The organism is Proteiniclasticum ruminis (assembly GCF_900115135.1).
Classification (GTDB): Bacteria; Bacillota; Clostridia; order Clostridiales; family Clostridiaceae; genus Proteiniclasticum; species Proteiniclasticum ruminis_A.
This window is the reverse complement of record NZ_FOVK01000007.1, coordinates 86,342-106,777: the sequence shown is the minus strand read 5'-3', so window position 1 is coordinate 106,777 and position 20,436 is coordinate 86,342. Positions and strand designations below refer to the sequence as shown.

The 20,436-nt window shown below is 43.4% G+C and carries 17 protein-coding genes, 1 tRNA gene and 1 other annotated feature; of the genes, 7 read left to right on the top strand and 11 right to left on the bottom strand.

Annotation, left to right across the window (positions count from 1 at the left end; genetic code table 11):
- Positions 1 to 461: 461 nt before the first annotated feature.
- The gene (locus BM243_RS10700) at positions 462 to 1,844 is read right to left on the bottom strand and encodes a transglutaminase domain-containing protein (RefSeq protein ID WP_074912366.1); all 1,383 of its coding nucleotides are present in this window, start codon (positions 1,842 to 1,844) and stop codon (positions 462 to 464) included.
- Positions 1,845 to 2,114: 270 nt separating this feature from the next.
- Between BM243_RS10700 and BM243_RS10695 the strand changes: the two genes are divergently transcribed.
- From BM243_RS10695 to BM243_RS10680, 4 genes are read left to right on the top strand one after another with little or no spacing between them, the layout of a single operon-like run.
- Positions 2,115 to 3,503, top strand: a complete 1,389-nt coding sequence (locus BM243_RS10695) for an SLC13 family permease (protein ID WP_074912365.1) — start codon at positions 2,115 to 2,117, stop codon at positions 3,501 to 3,503.
- Positions 3,504 to 3,517: 14 nt separating this feature from the next.
- Positions 3,518 to 4,876 (top strand): condensation domain-containing protein, encoded by a 1,359-nt coding sequence (locus BM243_RS10690; RefSeq protein WP_074912364.1) that lies wholly within the window; start codon positions 3,518 to 3,520, stop codon positions 4,874 to 4,876.
- Positions 4,836 to 6,362 carry an AMP-binding protein gene (locus BM243_RS10685; protein ID WP_074912363.1) on the top strand — a complete coding sequence of 509 codons (1,527 nt, stop codon included), beginning with the start codon at positions 4,836 to 4,838 and terminating at the stop codon, positions 6,360 to 6,362. The genes BM243_RS10690 and BM243_RS10685 overlap by 41 nt, the downstream gene beginning before the upstream one ends.
- A gap of 28 nt (positions 6,363 to 6,390) precedes the next feature.
- Positions 6,391 to 6,627: a phosphopantetheine-binding protein gene (locus BM243_RS10680; RefSeq protein ID WP_074912362.1), complete on the top strand. Its 237-nt coding sequence runs from the start codon at positions 6,391 to 6,393 to the stop codon at positions 6,625 to 6,627.
- Between the two features lie 105 nt (positions 6,628 to 6,732).
- Here BM243_RS10680 and BM243_RS10675 read toward each other — a convergent pair whose 3' ends face one another.
- Entirely contained in the window at positions 6,733 to 7,596 is an 864-nt protein-coding gene (locus tag BM243_RS10675) for a DUF368 domain-containing protein (protein ID WP_074912361.1), read from the bottom strand.
- A 340-nt stretch (positions 7,597 to 7,936) separates the two neighbouring features.
- Here BM243_RS10675 and BM243_RS10670 point away from each other — a divergent pair, with 340 nt between their 5' ends.
- Positions 7,937 to 9,367, top strand: a complete 1,431-nt coding sequence (locus BM243_RS10670; protein ID WP_074912360.1) for a DEAD/DEAH box helicase — start codon at positions 7,937 to 7,939, stop codon at positions 9,365 to 9,367.
- Positions 9,368 to 9,576: 209 nt separating this feature from the next.
- Positions 9,577 to 10,059, top strand: a complete 483-nt coding sequence (locus BM243_RS10665; RefSeq protein WP_074912359.1) for a hypothetical protein — start codon at positions 9,577 to 9,579, stop codon at positions 10,057 to 10,059.
- Between the two features lie 46 nt (positions 10,060 to 10,105).
- Here the strand turns inward: BM243_RS10665 and ade are convergent, their stop codons facing one another.
- The 7 genes from ade to BM243_RS10630 form a co-directional block, all read right to left on the bottom strand.
- A complete protein-coding gene (ade, locus tag BM243_RS10660) occupies positions 10,106 to 11,851 on the bottom strand; it encodes an adenine deaminase (protein WP_074912358.1) in 1,746 nt (581 codons plus the stop codon).
- Positions 11,852 to 11,985: 134 nt separating this feature from the next.
- Entirely contained in the window at positions 11,986 to 13,986 is a 2,001-nt protein-coding gene (locus BM243_RS10655; protein WP_074912357.1) for a S9 family peptidase, read from the bottom strand.
- 201 nt (positions 13,987 to 14,187) lie between these two features.
- Positions 14,188 to 14,796 carry a superoxide dismutase gene (locus BM243_RS10650; protein WP_074912356.1) on the bottom strand — a complete coding sequence of 203 codons (609 nt, stop codon included), beginning with the start codon at positions 14,794 to 14,796 and terminating at the stop codon, positions 14,188 to 14,190.
- A gap of 248 nt (positions 14,797 to 15,044) precedes the next feature.
- Positions 15,045 to 15,839 (bottom strand): putative ABC transporter permease, encoded by a 795-nt coding sequence (locus BM243_RS10645; RefSeq protein ID WP_177213510.1) that lies wholly within the window; start codon positions 15,837 to 15,839, stop codon positions 15,045 to 15,047.
- Between the two features lie 75 nt (positions 15,840 to 15,914).
- The gene (locus BM243_RS10640) at positions 15,915 to 16,529 is read right to left on the bottom strand and encodes an ATP-binding cassette domain-containing protein (RefSeq protein WP_074912354.1); all 615 of its coding nucleotides are present in this window, start codon (positions 16,527 to 16,529) and stop codon (positions 15,915 to 15,917) included.
- The gene (locus BM243_RS10635) at positions 16,526 to 17,167 is read right to left on the bottom strand and encodes an amino acid ABC transporter permease (protein ID WP_143093582.1); all 642 of its coding nucleotides are present in this window, start codon (positions 17,165 to 17,167) and stop codon (positions 16,526 to 16,528) included. The genes BM243_RS10640 and BM243_RS10635 overlap by 4 nt, the downstream gene beginning before the upstream one ends.
- Positions 17,160 to 17,942: an amino acid ABC transporter substrate-binding protein gene (locus BM243_RS10630; protein ID WP_074912353.1), complete on the bottom strand. Its 783-nt coding sequence runs from the start codon at positions 17,940 to 17,942 to the stop codon at positions 17,160 to 17,162. Before BM243_RS10630 ends, BM243_RS10635 begins: the two co-directional genes overlap by 8 nt.
- Before the next feature lie 63 nt (positions 17,943 to 18,005).
- Positions 18,006 to 18,258: a binding site (T-box leader), on the bottom strand.
- Between the two features lie 368 nt (positions 18,259 to 18,626).
- Between BM243_RS10630 and BM243_RS10625 the strand changes: the two genes are divergently transcribed.
- Positions 18,627 to 19,547, top strand: a complete 921-nt coding sequence (locus BM243_RS10625; protein WP_074912352.1) for a PfkB family carbohydrate kinase — start codon at positions 18,627 to 18,629, stop codon at positions 19,545 to 19,547.
- A gap of 132 nt (positions 19,548 to 19,679) precedes the next feature.
- On the opposite strand, the gene BM243_RS10620 is transcribed toward BM243_RS10625, so the two are convergent.
- A complete protein-coding gene (locus BM243_RS10620; protein ID WP_074912351.1) occupies positions 19,680 to 20,144 on the bottom strand; it encodes a GNAT family N-acetyltransferase in 465 nt (154 codons plus the stop codon).
- 109 nt (positions 20,145 to 20,253) lie between these two features.
- Positions 20,254 to 20,344: transfer RNA gene (locus tag BM243_RS10615), tRNA-Ser, on the bottom strand.
- Positions 20,345 to 20,436 lie beyond the last annotated feature (92 nt).

Below are 20,436 nucleotides of genomic sequence, written 5' to 3'. Positions count from 1 at the left end.
ATTCAAGTGGTAACTACTCTAAGGTTCTAAATTCATTTTATATTTTATTTCATAAGATAATTGTAACTTCAAAGACTTACTAAAAGCTTAATTTAAAGAATTTTCTTATAATTTCCCTTTGCTCCTTAAGATTTAGGTCCAGATGCATCACATTCTTGACACACGATCACTCTCATAGGTTCCATTGCTCTTATCATAGATTACCTTGATCTCATCAGTATACATCTTTTCCTTCTTCCTTCCGTTTCTTCCAGTCACAGTATCCACTGCGAGAAAGTTTCATGAATCCATATGGATTTACCGTTACATATCCTAATGGGTTACGAGAAGTGATACTAAGATATAACAAGTAAAGTTTCTGATTCGTAATCAGCAGGTCGCCGGTTCGATTCTGGCTAGTAGCTCCAAAGAAAAAACGTCAGTGAATGATCACTGGCGTTTTTTTACAGGTCAGAGGGCCCTTAGTATGGTAGTAGAGACCTTGCCATCCACTGAAGCCTCAAAGAGTAGCGCTTCTCAGTACCCGTAGTGAAAGAAAATGGCCTAAGATCGAGAGTTTTCAACAGGTACTCATCCTGCTCCAGTTCCTTTTTCAGATAGTAGGTCAGATCAGAGCCCTTGGCTGACATCCCGTAGATGAAACCATCCTGTGGGCTCTTGGTGAAGATCTTTATAGTTTTATTTGTGAGGGGATCCATGGAGTAAATGGAGGCGTGGTCATGAAAATAGATGATGTTCTGCGCTTTTAGGAGTGTGCTGTAATTTTTGGCATAGTGGCCCATCACATCCGCTATCGGAGACCACAATCTGGTCAGGCGATTTCCATAACGGAAAACACCTCTCTCAAAATTATAGTAGAGTAGAGCGCCATCTCCATCGATTCCGATCCATTCCTGTTCTGTTGGAATCAAACCTGTTTGGATGGCTTTATATGAGGATTCATCATACTTAGTGTCTGTGGCTGGAAAAGGAGAGGTCCAGTTTTTATGAACGGGCTCTAAGTTTTTCATGGCGTCATCACTCAGAAGAAAGAACCTGTGATTCACTCTGCCTGGCTCATCGGGCTGGGGATCTCCCCAGGTGGCATCCACATGATAGTACTGTCCGTTCAAATGGATCAGGTTCCAGGCGTGATTCATCTCTTTTGAATAGATGTAGTGGGTCTCGATTCCGAGATAATCCCTCATGATGAGCGTATATGCGGATGCATACCCTTGGCAGACTGCTTGGTTTTCTAAAAACACACCATAGACAGTATAAAGAGAGTCCTTTTCGCCTGCGGTATAACTGGTTTCCAGAATCAGCTTGTCATAGACATAGAGCGCTTTCTCGAAGTCGGTCCAGGTTTCCTTAAGATCTGAAAGAAACAGGGTGATCTTTTCCGCCAGTTCTTTCTCCATGGCCGGGATCATGGACTTTGGATAATAGTAATCCAGGTTCAATTGAATCACCTCATTGTGCTCACTGATCAGAGCTGAGGTGCTGTAGCTGAGATAGAAAAAATGAGGTGTCTCATTATAGAGCCTGTAGTAGATTTCGAAGGCTTGGCTGCTGGTGAGATGAAACTCCTCCAAGGATACGGTATCTTCATAGGCCGCTACGGCTTGGAGAAACCGGGTTTTGATTTTCTGATACTCAGACTCTCCATAGGATGAAGAGGTTCTCCTGGAGGCTTCAGCAGACAAGACGTGTCTAGAAAAGATATCCTCCGGGGAGATATCTTCAGTGTACGCGGGATCTGATTCCATCAGTTTCTCTGGTCTCTCAGGATTATTGAATGACAGCGGAAGAGTCATAAAACCTAAGAGGATAAAAAGGATTGCTTTGCGAAGTACTACCTTCATGGCAGATCTCCTTTATAGTGTTTAATAATTTATTATACAGTTGAAGAGAATAGAATAGCTACAAGAAAAAAACGTCATGGATTTTAAGGAATCATAAATATTCACAACTGAATAATTTATGAATACAACTATTTTTATTTTAATTTAAAATTAATATCTTCTATTGTTTATTGATCGTTAAATATTTGACATCAAACGACATAAAACGTAAAATTTTCTTACAAGATATAATATGTTTCCATTCCAATAATAAACAGTAGGCGGGATTGTATGAAAGCAGAAAAGAAAAGAGTTGTTGGAGTCATTGGAACTGTTCTCATTATAGCTGCTGCGCTTCTTGTTTCTGATGCAGGTACTCTTTCTACGGCATCTGTCCGAGGTTTCGCCATCCTTGCCGCTGCTCTTCTGATGCTCATTACAGAACCCATCCCCGCTGGAATTGTTGAGCCGCTTCTTTTGGTTTTGCTTCCGCTTCTTGGTGTGGTTACTTTTGATCAGTCCCTGAAAAATGCCATGACCACGCTCTTTCTTTTTCTCATGGCCTGTTATGGCATCTCTATGGTTTTACTGAAATCCTCAATCCCAGAAAGGCTTGCAGTTTTTCTCCTGGCAAAGTCCCAGGGCCGACCCCTTTATGTGGTGGGTGCCTTTATGCTGGGCACTGCGCTCATTTCCTCTGTGGTTTCCAACGTGCCCTGCGCCGTCATAATGACAGGACTTGCTGCCAGAGTGCTTCACGCCATGGGAGAGGATATGGAAAAGAGCCCTTTGGGAAAAGCAATGATGATGTCTGTGCCTTTTGGCGCTGTTTTTGGAGGGATGATGACTCCCGCCGGAAGCTCACTGAATGTATTGGCCATTACTTTGGTGGAGGAAGCCACGGGACAGAAGGTCTTATTTACAGAATGGATGCTGCTGGGGATTCCTTTGGCCTTGGTCCTTATTTTCCTCTCTGTGCCTATTCTGACTCTGTTTTTTAAGGTGAAGCCTTTGGAAGGTGGAGTCATGGAAAAAGTCCTGAAGGAGATGCACAATCACGAGAAGCTCTCGAACTATGACAAAAATGCACTGATGATTCTTCTTGTAACGTTTGTTCTCTGGGTGATGACCTCCTGGGTCCCCAGGCTTAATGTGACGATGGTTTCTGTATTGACACTCACGGTCTTTTTTCTTCCGGGCTTGGATATGCTCACGTGGAAGGAATATTCTAGGGAATGTGGATGGGATACCATTCTCATCTGCAGCGCCATATTGTCCGTAGGTGCTGCTCTAGTGGAAACAGGGGTGACTGCTTTTCTTGTGACGGTCATATCGCCATATTTCACCAATACAGTGCTCCCGGTTTTTCTCCTAATCATTGCCCTGCTGGTGAACTGGACACATCTTCTCATACCCACTGCATCGGCCATTGTGGTTCTTTATGCTTCAAGCTTTGCGGTTCTTTCAGCATCCTATGGATATGATCCCAGAATGATCAGCTTCATTGTGGCAGCCATGGCCAGCTGTGTTCTCCTGATTCCTTTTGATCCTGTGGTCATGGTTTCCTATACCAAAGGATCCTATAAGATGAAAGAGCTCTTTACAGCGGGAACCATTGTATCCACCATCTGGGCCCTACTCCTTGCTCTTTGGATTCCGTTTGCTTTTCTGTTTATCTAGGGGGATACACGTTTATGGAAGATCTGTTTTCACTCTCCATGGCACAATACACACTGATTTTAGGGATGATTTCCCAGACTGATTTCAAGAATCTATCGAAACTGAACACGCTGACCTGTGCCTTCGAATGGAAAGGGGGCACAGTGGAGAGGCTTCAGATGATCGGGAATGATCTTGTTTCGAGAAATGACTGTTTCCGCCTGGTGCCTGTATACCGTTTTCCGTGGCACTGGCGGCAATACATCCGGTCTTTTCAGCCGGAGAAGTTTGAAGTAGTCCCCTTTTATACAGAAGAAGAGTATGAGAGCTGGCTTCAAAATGAAAAGGACCGGGGGATCCGGCTTCTGAAAGATCAGCTCTACTCCATCAAAGTGCTGAGAAGAGCTTCGGGGGATTTGACTTTATGGATTCAGATGCATCACTTTCTCACCGATGGCTACAGCATGAAGCTTCTGGCGAAAGAAATCCGTATGCTGAACCGGTGCTATGAGGAGAATCTGCCGGTGCCAGCTACAAGCAGCGGCTCCTACAGAGAGTTTGTAGAGAAAGAGAAAGAGTACCGACAAAGCAAAGCATTTAAAGAAGATCAGACCTACTGGAAAGAAAAGCTCAGAATGAGACGGAATTTCTCATTTCCAGGGGGGAAAAGATCCATGAAGATTGACTGCGATTCAAAATCTATTCTTCTAAGGGGAGACCTGTATGAAGGACTCACTACACTTCAGAAAGAGCTGCAGGTTTCTATGCCAAGTCTCTTGGAGTCTATGGCTGCGCTGCTTATATATAGGATTCAAAGGAATACCACCTTCACCTTCGGTACATTGAACTATGGAAGAATGGATGGCAGAAGCAGGCAGACCATGGGATGCATGATGAACTCTCCACCGCTTCTCATTGCAGTGAACCCGGAGGAAACATTTGAGTCCTTTGCGAAAAGAAACTACGAGGAGAATCTGGAGATGCTCCGACATATAAGGTTCAGCACACTGGATGTGACCCCTTTATCTTATGGGCTATGCCTTTCCCATGGTCTCAACTTCAACTTCAATTGGATTCTTTTCTCTTATATGGATTATGAAGCGGTGTTCCAGGAAAGCTATCCCAAGGGAAGAATGTTCTGGTCCAATACCAATGTCTCTCAGTTTTATGCAGCAATATTTGATATGCCGAAAAACAAAGAGATCTCTTTTGAACTCCGGTATCAGAAAAAAAGATTCCAGGAGGAGGACATCAAAAATCTTCTGGTATCTTATCGTTACCTGATCCGGGATGTGCTGGATCATTCAGGCTGCCTGCTGAAGGAGTTTCTCGAGGACAAGGAGGAGATGGGTTATGATCTTAGAGATGCTGAAAAAAAGAGCTCAGTCCAGTGACCTATGCGCCGTAGATATCAATGGAAACAAGATGACTTTTCGTTTGCTCCAGGAGCATTCGGATGCCCTGGCTTCCTACTTTTTAAAAACTCTGGAGCCAAAGGCAAAGGTCATGATCATCGGAGATAAGGAGAACGAGTATCTCACGGTGATGTTTGCCTGCCTGAAATCGGGAAGAGCTTATGTGCCTATTACATCATCCTTACCAAAAGAAAGAGCGCTTTTTATCTTGAAGGATTCAGAAGCTTCCTTGGTGATCTCATTTTCGGAGGAAGATCTGAGCCAAGACGAAGTCCCTGTGATAAAAGAATCAGAACTTCTGGAGATTATATATGAGTACAGGAAGGAGAAGGTTTCAGAAGAGTCCTGGCTTTCATATGGAGAAATGATGGCGCTGCTTTATACTTCCGGAAGTACCGGAAATCCGAAAGGCGTGATGAATGCGCTGGGGGATCTGGAAAATCTTTTTCTTGCACCGGAGGAGTATTATATTGGGGGACATCAAGAAAAGGTCATGAACAACTTTTCCTATATGTTTTCAGCCCATATGCAGCATATCTATCGAACCATGATTCTCATGGGATCAACGCTTTATGCGGTCCCATCAGAGTATCAGAAAGACCCTGGGAAGCTTCTGGATCTCTATCTTAAGATTCAACCGGAGTATCTGGGACTCATTGCCACATCCTGCAGTATGCTTCTGATGGATGAGAGGTTTTCTGCGCTCTATCTTCCGAAGGTGAAGTCCATCGCCTTAGCAGGAGAGGTCTGCGGAAAAGAGCTTGTGAAGGAAGTGTTTAGAAGGTTTCCGAAGATCACAGTGAAGATTCAGTATGCCTCGACAGAGCTGACCACGGTAGCCATTGGCTGCATACTGACAAAGGAAGCAGTAGAAGAACTTACGGAAGAGAGGATTCCTCTTGGAAAAGCAGTTCCTTCTATAGAGGCAGTGCTTGTTGATGAAGAAGGAAATCCGGTGCTTGAGGGAGAAAAAGGCGAACTGGTTATCCTCTCCAGTAGACTCTGTGATGGTTATTACAAACTGGCGGAGGAAACGAACCGAGCCTTTTTTGTGACAGATTCTGGGAGGAGAGGATTTCGGACCAAAGATCTTATGATGAATAAAGAAGGGCTATATTATTATCTTGGAAGATTGGACAACAGAGTCAAAATTGGCGGGAACCGCGTGGAGCTGGAGGAAGTGGAGAGGGCACTCAATGAGGAAGAATGGATACATCAGAGCGTGGTTAGGCCTGTTGTGGATCAGGAAGGTACGGTGAAGTTTCTTGTGGCCTATGTGACCCTTACTTCAAATGATAAGAACCGGTCGAAGCTGTTTCTGGACATCAGGAAAGGGCTGAAGGAGAGGCTTCCTTCGTATATGATTCCACAGAAAATCATAGAAATGGATGTCTTTCCCAAAAACAGCAGTGGGAAAATTGACCGATATGCCATGAGGCTTCATCATGAGAAGTTATATTCTTAAGGTAAGTAAATAGCGAGGGGTGAAGAAAGTGGAACGAAATGAAATCGTAACTGATGCACTGCTTGAGATTTTTGGGTTGGATATAATGGAGCTGGAAGAGGATATGGATCTACTGGATAACGGGCTTCTGGATTCGCTGTCCATGGTGAATCTGATTATGTATCTTGAGGTTCGGCTGGGTAGAAGAATCGATCGAAAGGATTTCTGCATGGAGGATCTGAGAAGCGTATCCAGAATGAGAGCTTTTTTATCAAGTCTTCAGTGAGTCTTGATAGGATGCCCCTGCCTCATGTAGGGCATTTCAGAGTAGAAAAACACCTGATTTCGAACTAGTTGAAATCAGGTGTTTTAGTATGGATTCATTTTATAATTATTTCTCTCCAAGTTTCATGGAGATGTAAAAACCTATGGCCAATGCTATGGCTGCAGCTAGGATCATAAGGGGCGTCACTGATGCCAAAGAGATCTCATGAAAGATTGCCACAGGTGAGGCTGCTACAAGACCGATGATTCCTGCATAAGTGATGGAAGGAAACCTCTCAAAGAGCCACTCAATGAGCTTTGCCACAAGTCCTATGCCAAGGAGCACTCCAATACCAAAGGGCAGGAGCGGCAGAAAGTTGTCTAATGTGGACTGAAGATTTAAAGAAAGGACACCTCTTATGAATGAAGAGAGGGTTTCTAAAATTCTGTTGTAATAACCCAGGAGTATGAGCACAAGAGAACCGCTGACCCCAGGAATCACCATGGTGGCGGCAGCGATGATTCCTACCACGAAGAGCAGGAACAGGGAAATGGGATCCAGTGAAAATGGACCGGATACTCCATCGGAGGTTTTCGTGAAGGTCATGAAGACAATGGTCCCAGCCATGATGATAAAGGACAGGACTTCTGGCCATGAAACTTTATAGGATTTTGCTTTATTCCATAGTGTTGGTACTCCACCTAGTATGAGTCCCAGGAAAAGACATGCGGTGGCAAGAGGATATGTCGCCATGGCGCCTTCAATCACAAAGGAGAGAAGACCAATGCCAATCCCTGCTCCGATGACATAAGGAGCTAAGGTTTTTGCACTTTTTCTCCAGTCTTTTCTCACATGATTCACGGCACCGATGAGCTCATCATATGCCCCCACGGACACAGCCATGGTCCCTCCACTGACACCAGGAATGATATTGGCGATGCCGATGAATAATCCTTTTATGATCGTAAGTATACTGCTGTTTATTTTCATAGTATTTTCCTCGTTTTATATCATCTATTCTTTCAAATATGTATCTTTGCGTTTAAAAAACACGTATATAGTATAACATCTTCCATTTATCTTTTGGTTGAAGAATTTATGAAATTTGGACATAGAAATAGTTTTCAGATATGAAGACAGGATCTGTTTTCCATGGCGGTGCCCTATAGAAAATGATGCAGGACCCTATATGGTCCAGCACTGAAAGATTATGAGAGAAAAGAAGTTTGCATTGTAACGGAGAATTGCATATAATGAAGGGATGCTTTTTTGATGCAAAAATGGAAGGTAATATTGAGCTGCATGAAGCAGCTATAGGAGATAGAAATAAATGGAATTTAAAGACATAAAAATGGATGAGGAGATTTTAAGGGCGGTCAATACTCTGGGATTTCTGAAGCTTACGGAAATTCAGGAAAAAGTGGCGCCACTGGCTCTGGCAGGTGAGAACATTCTGGGCGCCTCTTCCACAGGAAGCGGAAAGACCATAGCCTTTCTCATGCCAGTTCTCGAGAGAACAGACTGGGAAGAGCAGAAGGCCAATACGCTAATTCTGGCGCCATCCAGAGAGCTGGCCATTCAGATCAAAAATGAATATGATGCATTGGGCAGATACAAGAAGCTCCGCTGTGTGGCTCTTTACGGCAAGCAGCCTATGAAAGAGCAGCTTCTGGATATGAAGAGCAGATATCAGGCCATCAGCGGGACTCCCGGAAGAGTGCTGGATCATTTAAAAAGAGGAACCATAGACCGTGAACGGATCGATACCCTCATCATTGATGAGGTGGATGAGCTTCTGGATAAGGGATTCCATGATGAAATGATGGAAATCATTGGGCATCTGCCTGGTGTCAAGCAGACCATGATGTTTTCAGCAACCATCACAGAAGAGGTCAAATCCTTGGCAGAATCTGTGGCGCCCATGTATAAGACCATTGTGGCCACCACCGATGAAGAGCTGAAAATCACAGAAACCCATTATAAAGTGGAAGAAAAGGATAAGTTCAAAGCCCTTCTGTCGCTTCTATATGGAAGAAAACCCCAGGGGATGATCATCTTCGTCAACACCAAAGAGCAGTGCGGAAAGCTCCACAAAAAGCTGGAGGAGGCCAATGTGGATGCCCTGAAAATCCATGGAGGCATGCTTCAGAAAGACCGGGAGCTGGCCATGAAAAGATTCAAGCAGAAGGAAGTCCCCTACATGGTTGCCACAGATGTGGCGGCACGAGGGATTGATGTGTCCTTTCTTGAGATTTCCCTGAGTTATGACTTTCCGGTGGAAAAAGAAAGCTATGTGCATCGAAAGGGCAGAGTGGGCAGGCATTTCAAAGAAGGGCAGGCCATCTACTTTGTCACTGAATATGATGAGAGAAAAGTCCGGGAAGTGGAGGACTTTGTAGGCTACACATTTGAAGAGCCATTAGAAATGGATTATAAGCCTTTCCGGGAAGAAAAGGATGCGTTCCGGGAGTTTCAGAAGAATCTCAGAAGGTCCAGACCCAAGAAAAAAAGTACTCATGCGGATATTACAAAGCTCTATATCAATGGAGGAAAGAAGAAAAAAATCAGAGCCATTGATATTGTGGGAACCCTATGCTCCATAGAGGGGATTTCTAAAGAGGATATTGGAATCATCACCGTGGAAGACCAAGGATCCTATATTGATATTCTCAACGCGAAAGGAACCCTAGCCTTAAAAGGACTTCAGGAGAGAAAAATCAAAGGGAAGGCTCTAAAAGTCGAACTTGCGAAAAAACTATAGATTTTTTGTATACAGAAAGGGCAGGATTTTATTACCTGCCCCTTCTTTTTTTATAAAACTGCGGTTCTTTTGACATTCATATATATCATCAGCGGTGAAACAATACTTTCACATAATGTTATCGTGTTTTTATTATTATCTTTCATGAAGTATGATATACTTAGGTATGAGAATTTTTAGAATATTATAAATGGCCTGAGGTGAAAGAAATGGAAGTACACGAGAACGAAAGAAGAGAACTGTTGAAAGAAAAAAGAATGATGGAGATCAAAGCGTTAAAGCGGCTTCTCAGCCAGCATGACGAGTTTTTCAATTTCATCAATCTCCATGATGTTTGGTACAGATGGATTGCCGGACGATATTCGGTCACCAGCATCGATAGTATGGGAGAGACCCTCATTGAATATCTTTGCAAGTTCTGCAGGGAACATGGAATTTTGGATCATAAAGATATGAGCTCCCAAAGAATCCTGGTTCTGGACTATAAGGGTGTAGAACTGATGCTTCGCAAAACAGACGGGAAAGATGAGTTTTCAGCCATATCTCTTGTGGATGTTCCACACAACTTCAAAGTCATTTCATGGGACCGTTTCTACAGCTTTTTGGAAAAGGAGCTGTTTCTCTGGATGGAAGATCCGGAGTCCTTGGAAAAAGAAATATCAATAGAAGATCTTACATATTTAAAAGAATAGGAAATGATAGAAAGAAAAGACCTGGCGTGCCAGGTCTTTTCTCATATCAGATCTCGGTTTGCTGCAACTCTTCATCAAAGGCAATGAAAGTCTGCTGATTTGTGTCAAAAAGGCCTTTGTCGGTGATTTTCAACGTGGGGATCACCGGGAGTGTAAGGAAGGATAGGGTCAGGAAGGGGTTGAAGTCCAGCTCATCAAAGAGCATCTTCTCCATCTCTCGGACTTTTTGAAGCTTTTCTGTGATTTCCTCTAAGGGCGCACTGGACATGAGACCTCCGATTTCAAGGGGGAGCTCCGCCAGTATTTTTTTGTTCTCCACAAGAACCAGTCCACCTCCGATTTCTTCGATCCTTTGGACGGCCAGGAGAAGATCCTCATCATGGACGCCCAATGCCACCAGATTATGGGAATCGTGGGCGATGGTGGTGGCCACTGCGCCGCTTTTCATTTTAAATCCTTTGACGATACCTTTTCCCATGTTGCCGTGGTTTCCATGACGTTCCATGACAAAGAGCTTTGCCAGATCTGCTGTGGGTCCTATGGCCACTTCCTGATTTACTGGTGTTTCCATCACCAGATGGTTTGTGAGAAGGCTGTTGGAAAGTATTTCAATCACATGGAGAACCCCTGTGCCTGATACCATGGAAAGATCGTCCAGAGTCAGTTTTTTTAGTGTGACTGTGCGGGGAAGAGCGGGCAATGGATGGTTTTCATAAGAGAAGATCACCTCTTCTTCTTGAAACACACAGTGGCCCTTCTGATACACAGAGTGAATGTGGAAACTTTCCAGATTCTTAAGGACCACAAAATCCGCCTGGTATCCTGGAGCCACAGCGCCAAGGTCCTGCAGGTGATAGCACGTGGCTGGATTTAAGGTGGCCATTTTTATTGCATCTATGGGATCCAGTCCGGATGCGATGGCTTTCCGGATCATGGTATCAATGCTGCCGTTTTCGTAAAGATCATCAATATAGATGTCATCGGTGCAGAAAGTAAAGCGGTGATGGTTGTTTTTGGTTACCACCGGCAAAAGCGTATCAAAATTCTTTGCCACGGAGCCTTCTCTGATATGGACATAGAATCCTTTAGAAAGCCTGTCTTTGGCTTCTTCTACGGTAGTGCATTCGTGATCTGTTGAAATGCCCGCCACACGGTAAAGATTATTGTCCATGGCACTGAGACCTGCCCCGTGTCCATCGAGAGTTTTGCGGTGCTTTTTTGCATCCATAAGTTTTTGAAGCACATCATCTCTTGTGGTCTTCACCCCCGTAAGATCCATCATTTCTGCAAGTCCTGACACACGGTGATCCTCATAATAAGGAGCCAGGTCCTCAGCGCGAAGGATCGCACCTGATGTTTCGTGGATGGTTGCGGGAACACAGGAGGGCAGCATCATCTGAAAGGTTACAGGAAGATTTTTTGAGGACTCCAGCATAAAATCCAAACCCTTGGTGCCAAGAACGTTTCCGATTTCATGGGGATCCATGATGACGGTTGTGATGCCATGCCTGATGGCAGCTTTTGAAAACTCCTTTGGGGTAGCCAACGTGGACTCAATATGGATATGAGAATCGATGAGACCGGGCACCACTGTTTTCCCCTTCAAGTCCACCACGTGATCGGATTTATAGCTTTCACCAAAACCCACAATCATCCCATCTGTCACTGCAAATGTAACATCTTCCAGAACTCCGCTGAACACGCTGAGCACTTTTCCACCTGTAAACACAGTATCACAAGGGATGCTGGCATCAGCACTTCTGAGAAGGTTACGAAACTTGTTTTTATTCAAGAATTCCACCACCTGTCTTTAATTATCTGATTTTTATTACTATAGGGGAAAGGAGATCGGTTTGTCAATGATGAAAAAAATGAACTGGCCGGGAAGCCAGTTCAACTATATAGGAGTGTTAGAGATATGCGTCGTTAGCTTTCTTTAGGCTGGAACTTTTTGAACCACTCATCAATCTCTGTCAGTCTTCGGACTCTATGCTTAGGTTTTCCAGAGCGGCTGAGTTCGTGGTTCTCACCCCGGAACATGCAAAGTCTTGATTCCACGCCATGATATTTGAGTGCGGTGAACATCTGGAGGCCTTCCGTGAGCCAGCATCTGTAGTCTTCTTCTGAATGAATGAACAGGGTCGGTGTTTTCACCTGATCTGCATATTTCAGCGGAGACTGGTCCCACATCTTCTCATGGTTTTCCCATGGAGAAGAAGCAGTCTGATCATCAGCAAAGTAGTATCCGATGTCTGTGGTGTTGAACATGGAGATCCAGTTGGAGATGCTTCTTTGAGAAGCTGCTGCCTTGAATCTGTGGGTATGTCCGATGATCCAATTGGTCATGAAGCCTCCGTAAGAACCACCAGTGACAAACAGATTCGATGAATCCATGTCCTCATAGGTTTCCAGAGCGAGGTCTGTGAAGTTCATGAGATCTTCGTAATCAATGGCACCGTAGAGCCCTCTGATGTCAGAGAAGTCATTTCCTTTTCCATCACTTCCTCTTGGATTACAGAAGATGACAAAGTATCCTTCACTGGCAAAATATTGAAGCTCATGATAGAAGACTGAGCCATAGACCGTTTTGGGTCCACCATGGATTTCAAGAAGTACAGGATACTTCTTTCCTTTCTCGTAATCAGCAGGTTTTAGAACAAAACCATCGATGGTTCTGCCATCCTCTAAAGGATAGGATAAGGTTTCAGGGATAGAAAGTTTCAGTTCTTCATGGATCCAATCATTAAAGGTTGTGATCTGCCTGGAGGTGCCGTCTTCTAAAGCATAAAGTGCCTGAAGAGAAGTATTCTTCATGCCGATATAGAGAAGATGTCCTTCTTCTATGCTGAAGGAGTCCACAGAACCTTCCTCTGCCAGCACTTCTGTAAGTTCTCCCTCTCCGTTCACCTTCATGAGATGAGAATCTGTTCCCTTTGTTGTTGTGAAGTAGAGCTCTCCGTTATAAACACCGCGCTGCTTTCCTCCGCCGTATCGTGCGTCACTGCCTACAGAGCTGTAAAGGGACATATCCAGGTCTTTCGTCAGCAGTGTCAGCTCTCCTTTTTCCAGATCATATTTGTAGAACTTCCCGTTTTCATTGATGCCCAGATACTTCATATCCGTTGCGGTGAGAATCAGTGTTGTGTCACTTAGAAAATCAGCATAGGACAGGGAAAGTCCTTTGGTTTCTAGAGGCAGCACATTGGCACCGTCAAAAATGGACAGCTCATTATAGAGGGGCATCTTATCTGTGAATGTGGAGGAAAGGATCACAGCATGGCTTTTGTCCCTGCTGAGTTTAATCAGTTCCACATCGGTGAATTCTGAAGAGAGATACTTCTGGAAATTTCCTTCACTGTCAAATAAAGCGAGCCTGTTTCTTTTTCTGGATGTGAAACCTCCCCCGTTGGACCAGTAAGGAATCTCTTCGAGGACTTCATAATCTTTTTCCTCTTTGAGCCTCTTCAGCTCTTCAGAGAGCTCTTTCTCGTCCAGGCTCAGCTGATCCTTGGCATTGTTGTCAAAATAGACAGATGCGAGAATCATGCCGTTTTTAAGAAACTCATAGCTGGAGACTCTCTTATTAAAACGGATGAATTTATCCGCTTCACCACCATGAATATGTATTTTATAGACCTGGGTGAATTCTTTGAGGGACTCACTGTCTTCCTTATCTTTATCATCCCGGATGGTGGAAAACACAATCTCTTCTTCGTTCAGCCATTTGAAGGAAGACTCTTTGTTGAACGCAGTCAGTTTTCTTACTGCGTTTTTTTCCGCATCGTAGAGATGCAGGTTGGAAAGATATTTGTTGCCTTCCAGGTCCACCTTGTGCACCGCAAATGCAGCAAATTTACCGCCTGGGGCATGGTCTATCCCAGACAGAAAGGTATAATTTTTGAACTCATCTAGTGTAATCTTTCTCATATACTCCTCCAGAAATCATTAGTTATCCTTATCTTACCGTAAAATTGACAGAAGGTTTTGAAAGGATGGGAACTTCTGTATTTTCGTTTCATATTCTGTATTTCATTTTCAGAAAAAAAGGCAGAAAAAAAATCCTGCCGGGGGAACAGCAGGATTTTTCATCATAGGCCAGTTAAAATATATATCAATTTGAGGGGTTACTTATTTTGCTTCGCTGTAAAGTTTTGCAACTTCGTCCCAGTTCACTACGTTGAACCAGTTTTCGATGTATTCAGGTCTTCTGTTCTGATACTTCAGATAGTATGCATGCTCCCATACGTCAAGTCCCAGGATTGGGGTAAGTCCGTCTGTAATTGGATTGTCCTGGTTTGGTGTGGATACTACATCAAGCTTTCCATCCTTTACTACCAGCCATGCCCAACCTGATCCAAATCTTGTTGCGCCAGCCTTTGCGAATACGCTCTTAAATTCATCAAAGCTTCCGAACTTCTCATTGATTGCTGTCAGGAGTTCTCCTTCTGGAGCCTGTCCTTCTGCCTTCTTCATCATCTTCCAGAACATGGAGTGATTGAGGTGTCCGCCACCATTATTTCTTACAGCGCCTCTGATGTCTTCTGGAACTGCATTAAGATCTGCAACGAGATCCTTGATGTCCTTTTCCTGTAGCTCTGGATATTTTTCAAGAGCTGCATTCAGATTGTTCACATAAGCCTGATGATGCTTGCTGTAATGGATCTCCATGGTCTGAGCATCCACATAAGGCTCCAGTGCACTGTACTCATAAGGTAGTTTTGGTAATTCATGTTTCATTCTTTCATTCCTCCAATTTTGTTTTCAACGATTACTTTTATTATCTAGAAAACTCCCTGTAGTGGGAGCGGTTATTAACTGTATGCCTTTACTATAAACTAACCGAACACAAAATTCAATAGCATACAATTAAATTTACGGTCAATCTGTATATTGTTCATTTATTTGTAACAAAGTTCATGAATCCTTTGACTTCTGTGGGGTTGTAGGAGGAGTATCAAAAGAAAAAGAGAAGCCTTTGGAGCTTCTCACAGATGATTGTTGAAGTTGCGGATCTTGTCATCCAGTTTTTTCTTGTTTTCCAGAAAACTGTTTTTGAGTTTGCTGAATATCTCGTTGTTCTTTAAGGCGGTGAGGTTTGGAAAGGCATTGAAGATTCGCTTGTTCTGATAGCGGCCTTTCTGAAACAGAGCTTTTACCCGATCGGTATACAGCACCGTGCCTTCCAGTTTACTTTGAAGGATCTGCCGAAGTTCATCCAATTTCAGCTCACCTTCTTTCACCAGTCTGTCAAACTCATCCCGAACAGCGCTGATGCGAAGATGAAGGAGAAGAAGATGCCTGACGGTGATGAAAAGATCGATGAGAAGGATGAGGAAAAGCGTAATGGAGAGGGTGGCTTTTGAACTGGAGGATAAGGTGCCAATCATGGACTCCACAAAAGGATGGAGAAACCTTATGATGAACACGGATAACGTAGCAAAAACCAAAGCTCCAGTGAGATAAACCCGGCCATGGATATTAAAAGGACGTCCGGAATAATCCCACCACCTGGCGTGGAAGAGTTTTTCCAGAAGAACAGCAGTAAAATACTCCACGACACTGGTCAGAACCATACTGGACAGAAAAAGCGGAAGAAGGCTGGTCTCTTTTCCGTAGAAAACCAGTACAATCAGCAGCGCGCCAAATCCATAGACAGGACAGACGGGGCCGTTGAGAAACCCTCTGTTCACAAGCTTTTTTCCAGTGATGGAACATAAAATGGATTCATAAAGCCAACCTAGAAAACTATAAATGATGAAATAGAGAAAATAAGTAATCAAAGACACATACATCACGTCCTTATTGAGTGTTCTCTATTTCAAGTATAGCTGATTTTCTAAAAGATAGGTTAAAAACTAACGCAGCTGAATCTTTTTGTCCGCAACCTTTTCGATGAAGTCCTCGTCGTGGGAGACGATGAGAATCGCATGATCTTTTTTGATTTTCTGAAGTATATCCAAAAGAAGCATTTTATTCTCCTGGTCCAGACTGCTGGTGGGTTCATCAAAACACAGAAGAAGAGGTTTCAAAAGAAGAGCCCTGATGATGGCGATTCTTTGCTTCTGGCCCCCTGAGAGTTCGGAGGGGTATGCAAACTTCTTATCGAGCAGGCCAAAATCCTGCAGATACCTGTCGGCCATGGAAAGCAGTTCCTTATCTTCATATAGTTTATGATAGCGTGGCGCCATCACCAGATTCTCCAGCACATTTTTGTGCTGAAAGAGAGAGGAAGACTGAAAGACCAGGCCCACTTGAGTCCTGTTTTTTTCTGTGAGTGTTTCTCCATTGAGCATAAAAGATCCGCTGTCAATGCTCTCCAGCTGAACAATACACTTCAAGAGGGTTGATTTTCCGATTCCTGAAGGGCCTAGAATCGCAGCAATCTCATTTTTGTCCACTTCAAAGGACAGGTTTTCCAGCACGGTGAGATCGCCATAGGTTTTTTTGATGTTTTTTGCCTCGAATATCATAAAGTGACCCTCCTCATTCGTTTTTCAAGTTTCTTGAGCCCTTTTTCCAAGAAGAAGCTTAAGGTGAAATAAATCAGCCCTACAATGAGGAAAGGTGTACCAGAAACATAGATATTGGCCAGAGTTCTTGAGACCTTGATCAGCTCACTGAGTCCGAGAGCATAGATCAGCGCAGTATCCTTCAGGAGCACCAGCACTTCATTGGCTAAAGATGGAAAACTGTTTCGGATCCCCAAAGGCAGAAGAATCCGGAAGAAGGTATATCTTCTGCTGAATCCAAGAACAAAAGCCACGTCCTTCTGGTCTTTCGGAATGCTCTCCATCCCACCCCGAAGAATTTCAGCAATATAGCCGGTGTAGTTGAAGGTGAACCCTAGAAGCGCCGCATTCATTCTGCTGAGTGTGATGCCGAAGTAAGGCAGACCGAAATAGATGAAAATCAGCTGAAGGAGAAGCGGAGTTCCTCGCACCACGGAGATATAGAAGGACAAAAGAGGCTTCAGAGGCTTCAGGGTATAAAGATATGCCACGAGAAGTCCAAGAAGTCCGGATGTGACCATGGTGGTTATGAAGTAGAAGAGGGTCTGGGAAAGACCCTCCAAAAGCAAAGGATAACTGGTTGTAATCATGTCAATCATTGATATACACCTTTTTGATTTCATCGAAGGTTCCATCTTCTATGAGTTCTGCGAGAGTTTCATTGGTCTTTTCAAGAAGAGTCTTATCAGATTTTCTAAAGCCGATTCCATACTCTTCTTCTCCAAAATTATCTTCAAGAATTCTGTAGTCTTCTATGTTCTTGCTGAGAAGAACGTATCTTGCAAAGACCTCATCCAGAACAATGGCGTCGCTTCTTCCAGCTTCCAGATCAAGAAACAGGTCCAGATTGGAGTCGAAAGTAATGAGCTCACCATTTTTCAGGTTCTCATAGATGTCAGTCTCCTTTGAAACTGCATCATAGGCACTGGACTCTTTCTGTACAGAGACGGCCTTTCCTTTGAGATCTTCTTTGGAGTTGATATCGGAGCTGGCCAGGGTGATGATGATTTGCGTGTTCTCCATATAGGGAGTGGAGAAGTTGACCTTTTCCTTGCGGGCATCGGTGATGGTGTATCCATTGAAAATCACATCAATGTTTCCGCTGTTCAGTTCGCTTTCTTTCAAAGACCAGTCAATGGGCTGGAACTTAGGAGTAAGACCGATTCTTGTGAAGATTTCTCTAGCCAGATCCACATCGAACCCAACGAGTTCACCTTGAGGATTTCTGAACCCCATGGGTACAAAAGTATCGTCAAGACCTACAATAATTTCACCTTTCTCCATCATGGCATCAAAGGTATCCTCGTTTTTTGTGCCACCTGCACAACCTGCGAGAAGTAAGAGTCCGAGTAGAATTGGGATTAGTTTTTTCATGATAGTTTCCTCCTTTTTTTGATTTAACTTCTTTGAAAGAAAAAAAGTCCTTAGTCAAAATTGACTAAGGACGATATCTCTTCGTGGTTCCACCTTATTTCATCAAACACCTCACGGCGCCTGACCTCATCGAGTACAATCATACTCTAGTCTTGGTAACGGATGACAAGGATTCCCGGCACCCACTACTCTTTCTTTAGAAATTTTGCAGGTACAGCTCAAAGATGTGTTCCCAAATGCGCCACTGTTTTTTCACACCAACCAAAAACTCTCTGATAGCTTTGCATAAGATACTATTTCTTTTCAACGCAGTTAAATTATTGTTGTCATCTTACAACGCCTAAAAAAATAATGCAAGTTTTTTATTTTTAATTATCATTTTAAAAAATCAAAAGGTTTTCAGGGAGCATCATAGCGGTAATTCCTGCATGAAAAATCACAAATTAGTATGTTTTATTGAATCGTGCGGTATTTGGTACTGTAAGATATAAAATTTCTGTGTCCAAAACCTGGAAGCAGACCAACAGAAAAGCTCTGAGTTGCTGGAATGCTTGCATTCCAATGAGAGACAGGTGTTTTCCATCAGCGGCGCACCTAATCTGACAGAAAACCGCAAATTGACGGAAATTTCTCATTATGATACTGTAAAGCCAAAGTGAATATTATTTTTTAGGAGGGAGTAAAATGTCTGCACGTATACTGATGGTTGGAAGTGTCATGATGGATCTGATTTTACGCTGTGAAAGAGCGCCTAAACCAAGTGAAAGTGTTCTGGGCCACGATTACAGCAATGCACCTGGTGGTAAAGGCAGTAATGCTGCTGTTGCAGCAAGAAGAGCAGGAGCAGAGGTTGCCTGCTATTCAACGGTTGGAAAAGATGCAAATGGACAGTATCTGCTGGACAAATGGAAGGAAGCGGGAATTAAAACAGACCATGTCATTGAAAGAGAAGGAGCCAACACTGGATTTGTTGCCATTACTCTGGAAGACAGTGGCCAGAACAGACTGATCATTTTCCCGGGTGCCAATATGAAAACACCTCCAGATCAGCTGGAAGAGGCATTTCAAGATCCCTTTGACGCAGTGCTTCTGCAGTTTGAGATTCCTTTCGAAACAAACAAGAGAGCAATAGAAATTGCCAATGAGAAGGGCATTATCACGGTTCTTGATGCAGGTCCTGCACAAAAGTACGACCTGGAAGGTCTCCCACCAGTAACGATTCTTTCTCCTAATGAGACGGAAACAGAAGCATTGGTTGGAATTTACCCCAAGGACCATGAAAGTGCACGAGAGGCGGCAAAGCTTCTAAAAGAAAGAAATGGAGCGAAGTATATTGTGCTGAAGATGGGCGCTAATGGATCCTACCTCTATGGAGAAGAATATGATGAAATCGTCCCTCCATTCAAGATCAATGCCGTAGATCCAACTGCTGCAGGAGATGCTTTCACAGGTGTCCTGGCGAAAGCCTTCGTGGAAACAAAGGATCTTAGAGAGGCGGCTATGGTTGCCAATGCTGCTGGAGCTCTTACCTGCACAAAGCTGGGCGCACAGCCATCACTTCCTACGAAGGAAGAAATTGAAGCTTTCTTAAGTGCTCAGAGCTAAACTGAAAATCTGAAAGCCACCTGAAGGAGTGATTTACTGCTCCATACAGGTGGCTTTTTTATAGATATATAGACGAGTTTGCACAGCAGGTAAGTCCTAAGGCTGGCGGATCGTAACCACACGAAGTGTTTGTTATTTTTCCAATTTAAGGAAAATTCTGTACCCGTGTATCAGTTCATCTTTGAGACGTCCATATTCTTTCCAGCCATTTTTTTTATAAAAAGAAATGCCCCTATGATTTTTATCAAAACATTCTAAATGGAGCTCATTATATAAAGCAAGTTTCTCTGGAATGATCTGATTGCAAAAATATTGAGCGGCACCTGTACCATGATAGTAAGGATCAATCATAAAACCTTGCAGCTGATTCTCATGCCAAGTCATAATACCAATGATTTTTTCATCAAGAAGAAGCAGTGTGGAATTCTTTAGCCCTTTTCTTATATCTGAATCACAATTTCCGCTATTAATATACCAGTCGACAACTTCATCGCCAAGGTATGAACGAGTATAGTGATCTGCTATGATTCTTGATAAGTTTATCATATCTGATTCATCTTTTTCAGTTGCTGGTCTAATACTGTAATGATCACTCATCTATTTTCTCCAGTTCATAACGTTGAAAGTAAAAGATAATTTCACTAAAACTATCAGATAAAATAATTAAAGTCATGTATTAGTTTCAAACTAATACATGACTTTAATATGGCGGAGAACGAGGGATTTGAACCCTCGCGCCGGTTACCCGACCTACGCCCTTAGCAGGGGCGCCTCTTCGGCCTCTTGAGTAGTTCTCCACAACCGAAGTAATCTAATATTCAATTACCACAAAACACATTATAGCAAGGCGAAGGACCAACTGTCAATAGAAATTGGGCATTCTGTATTT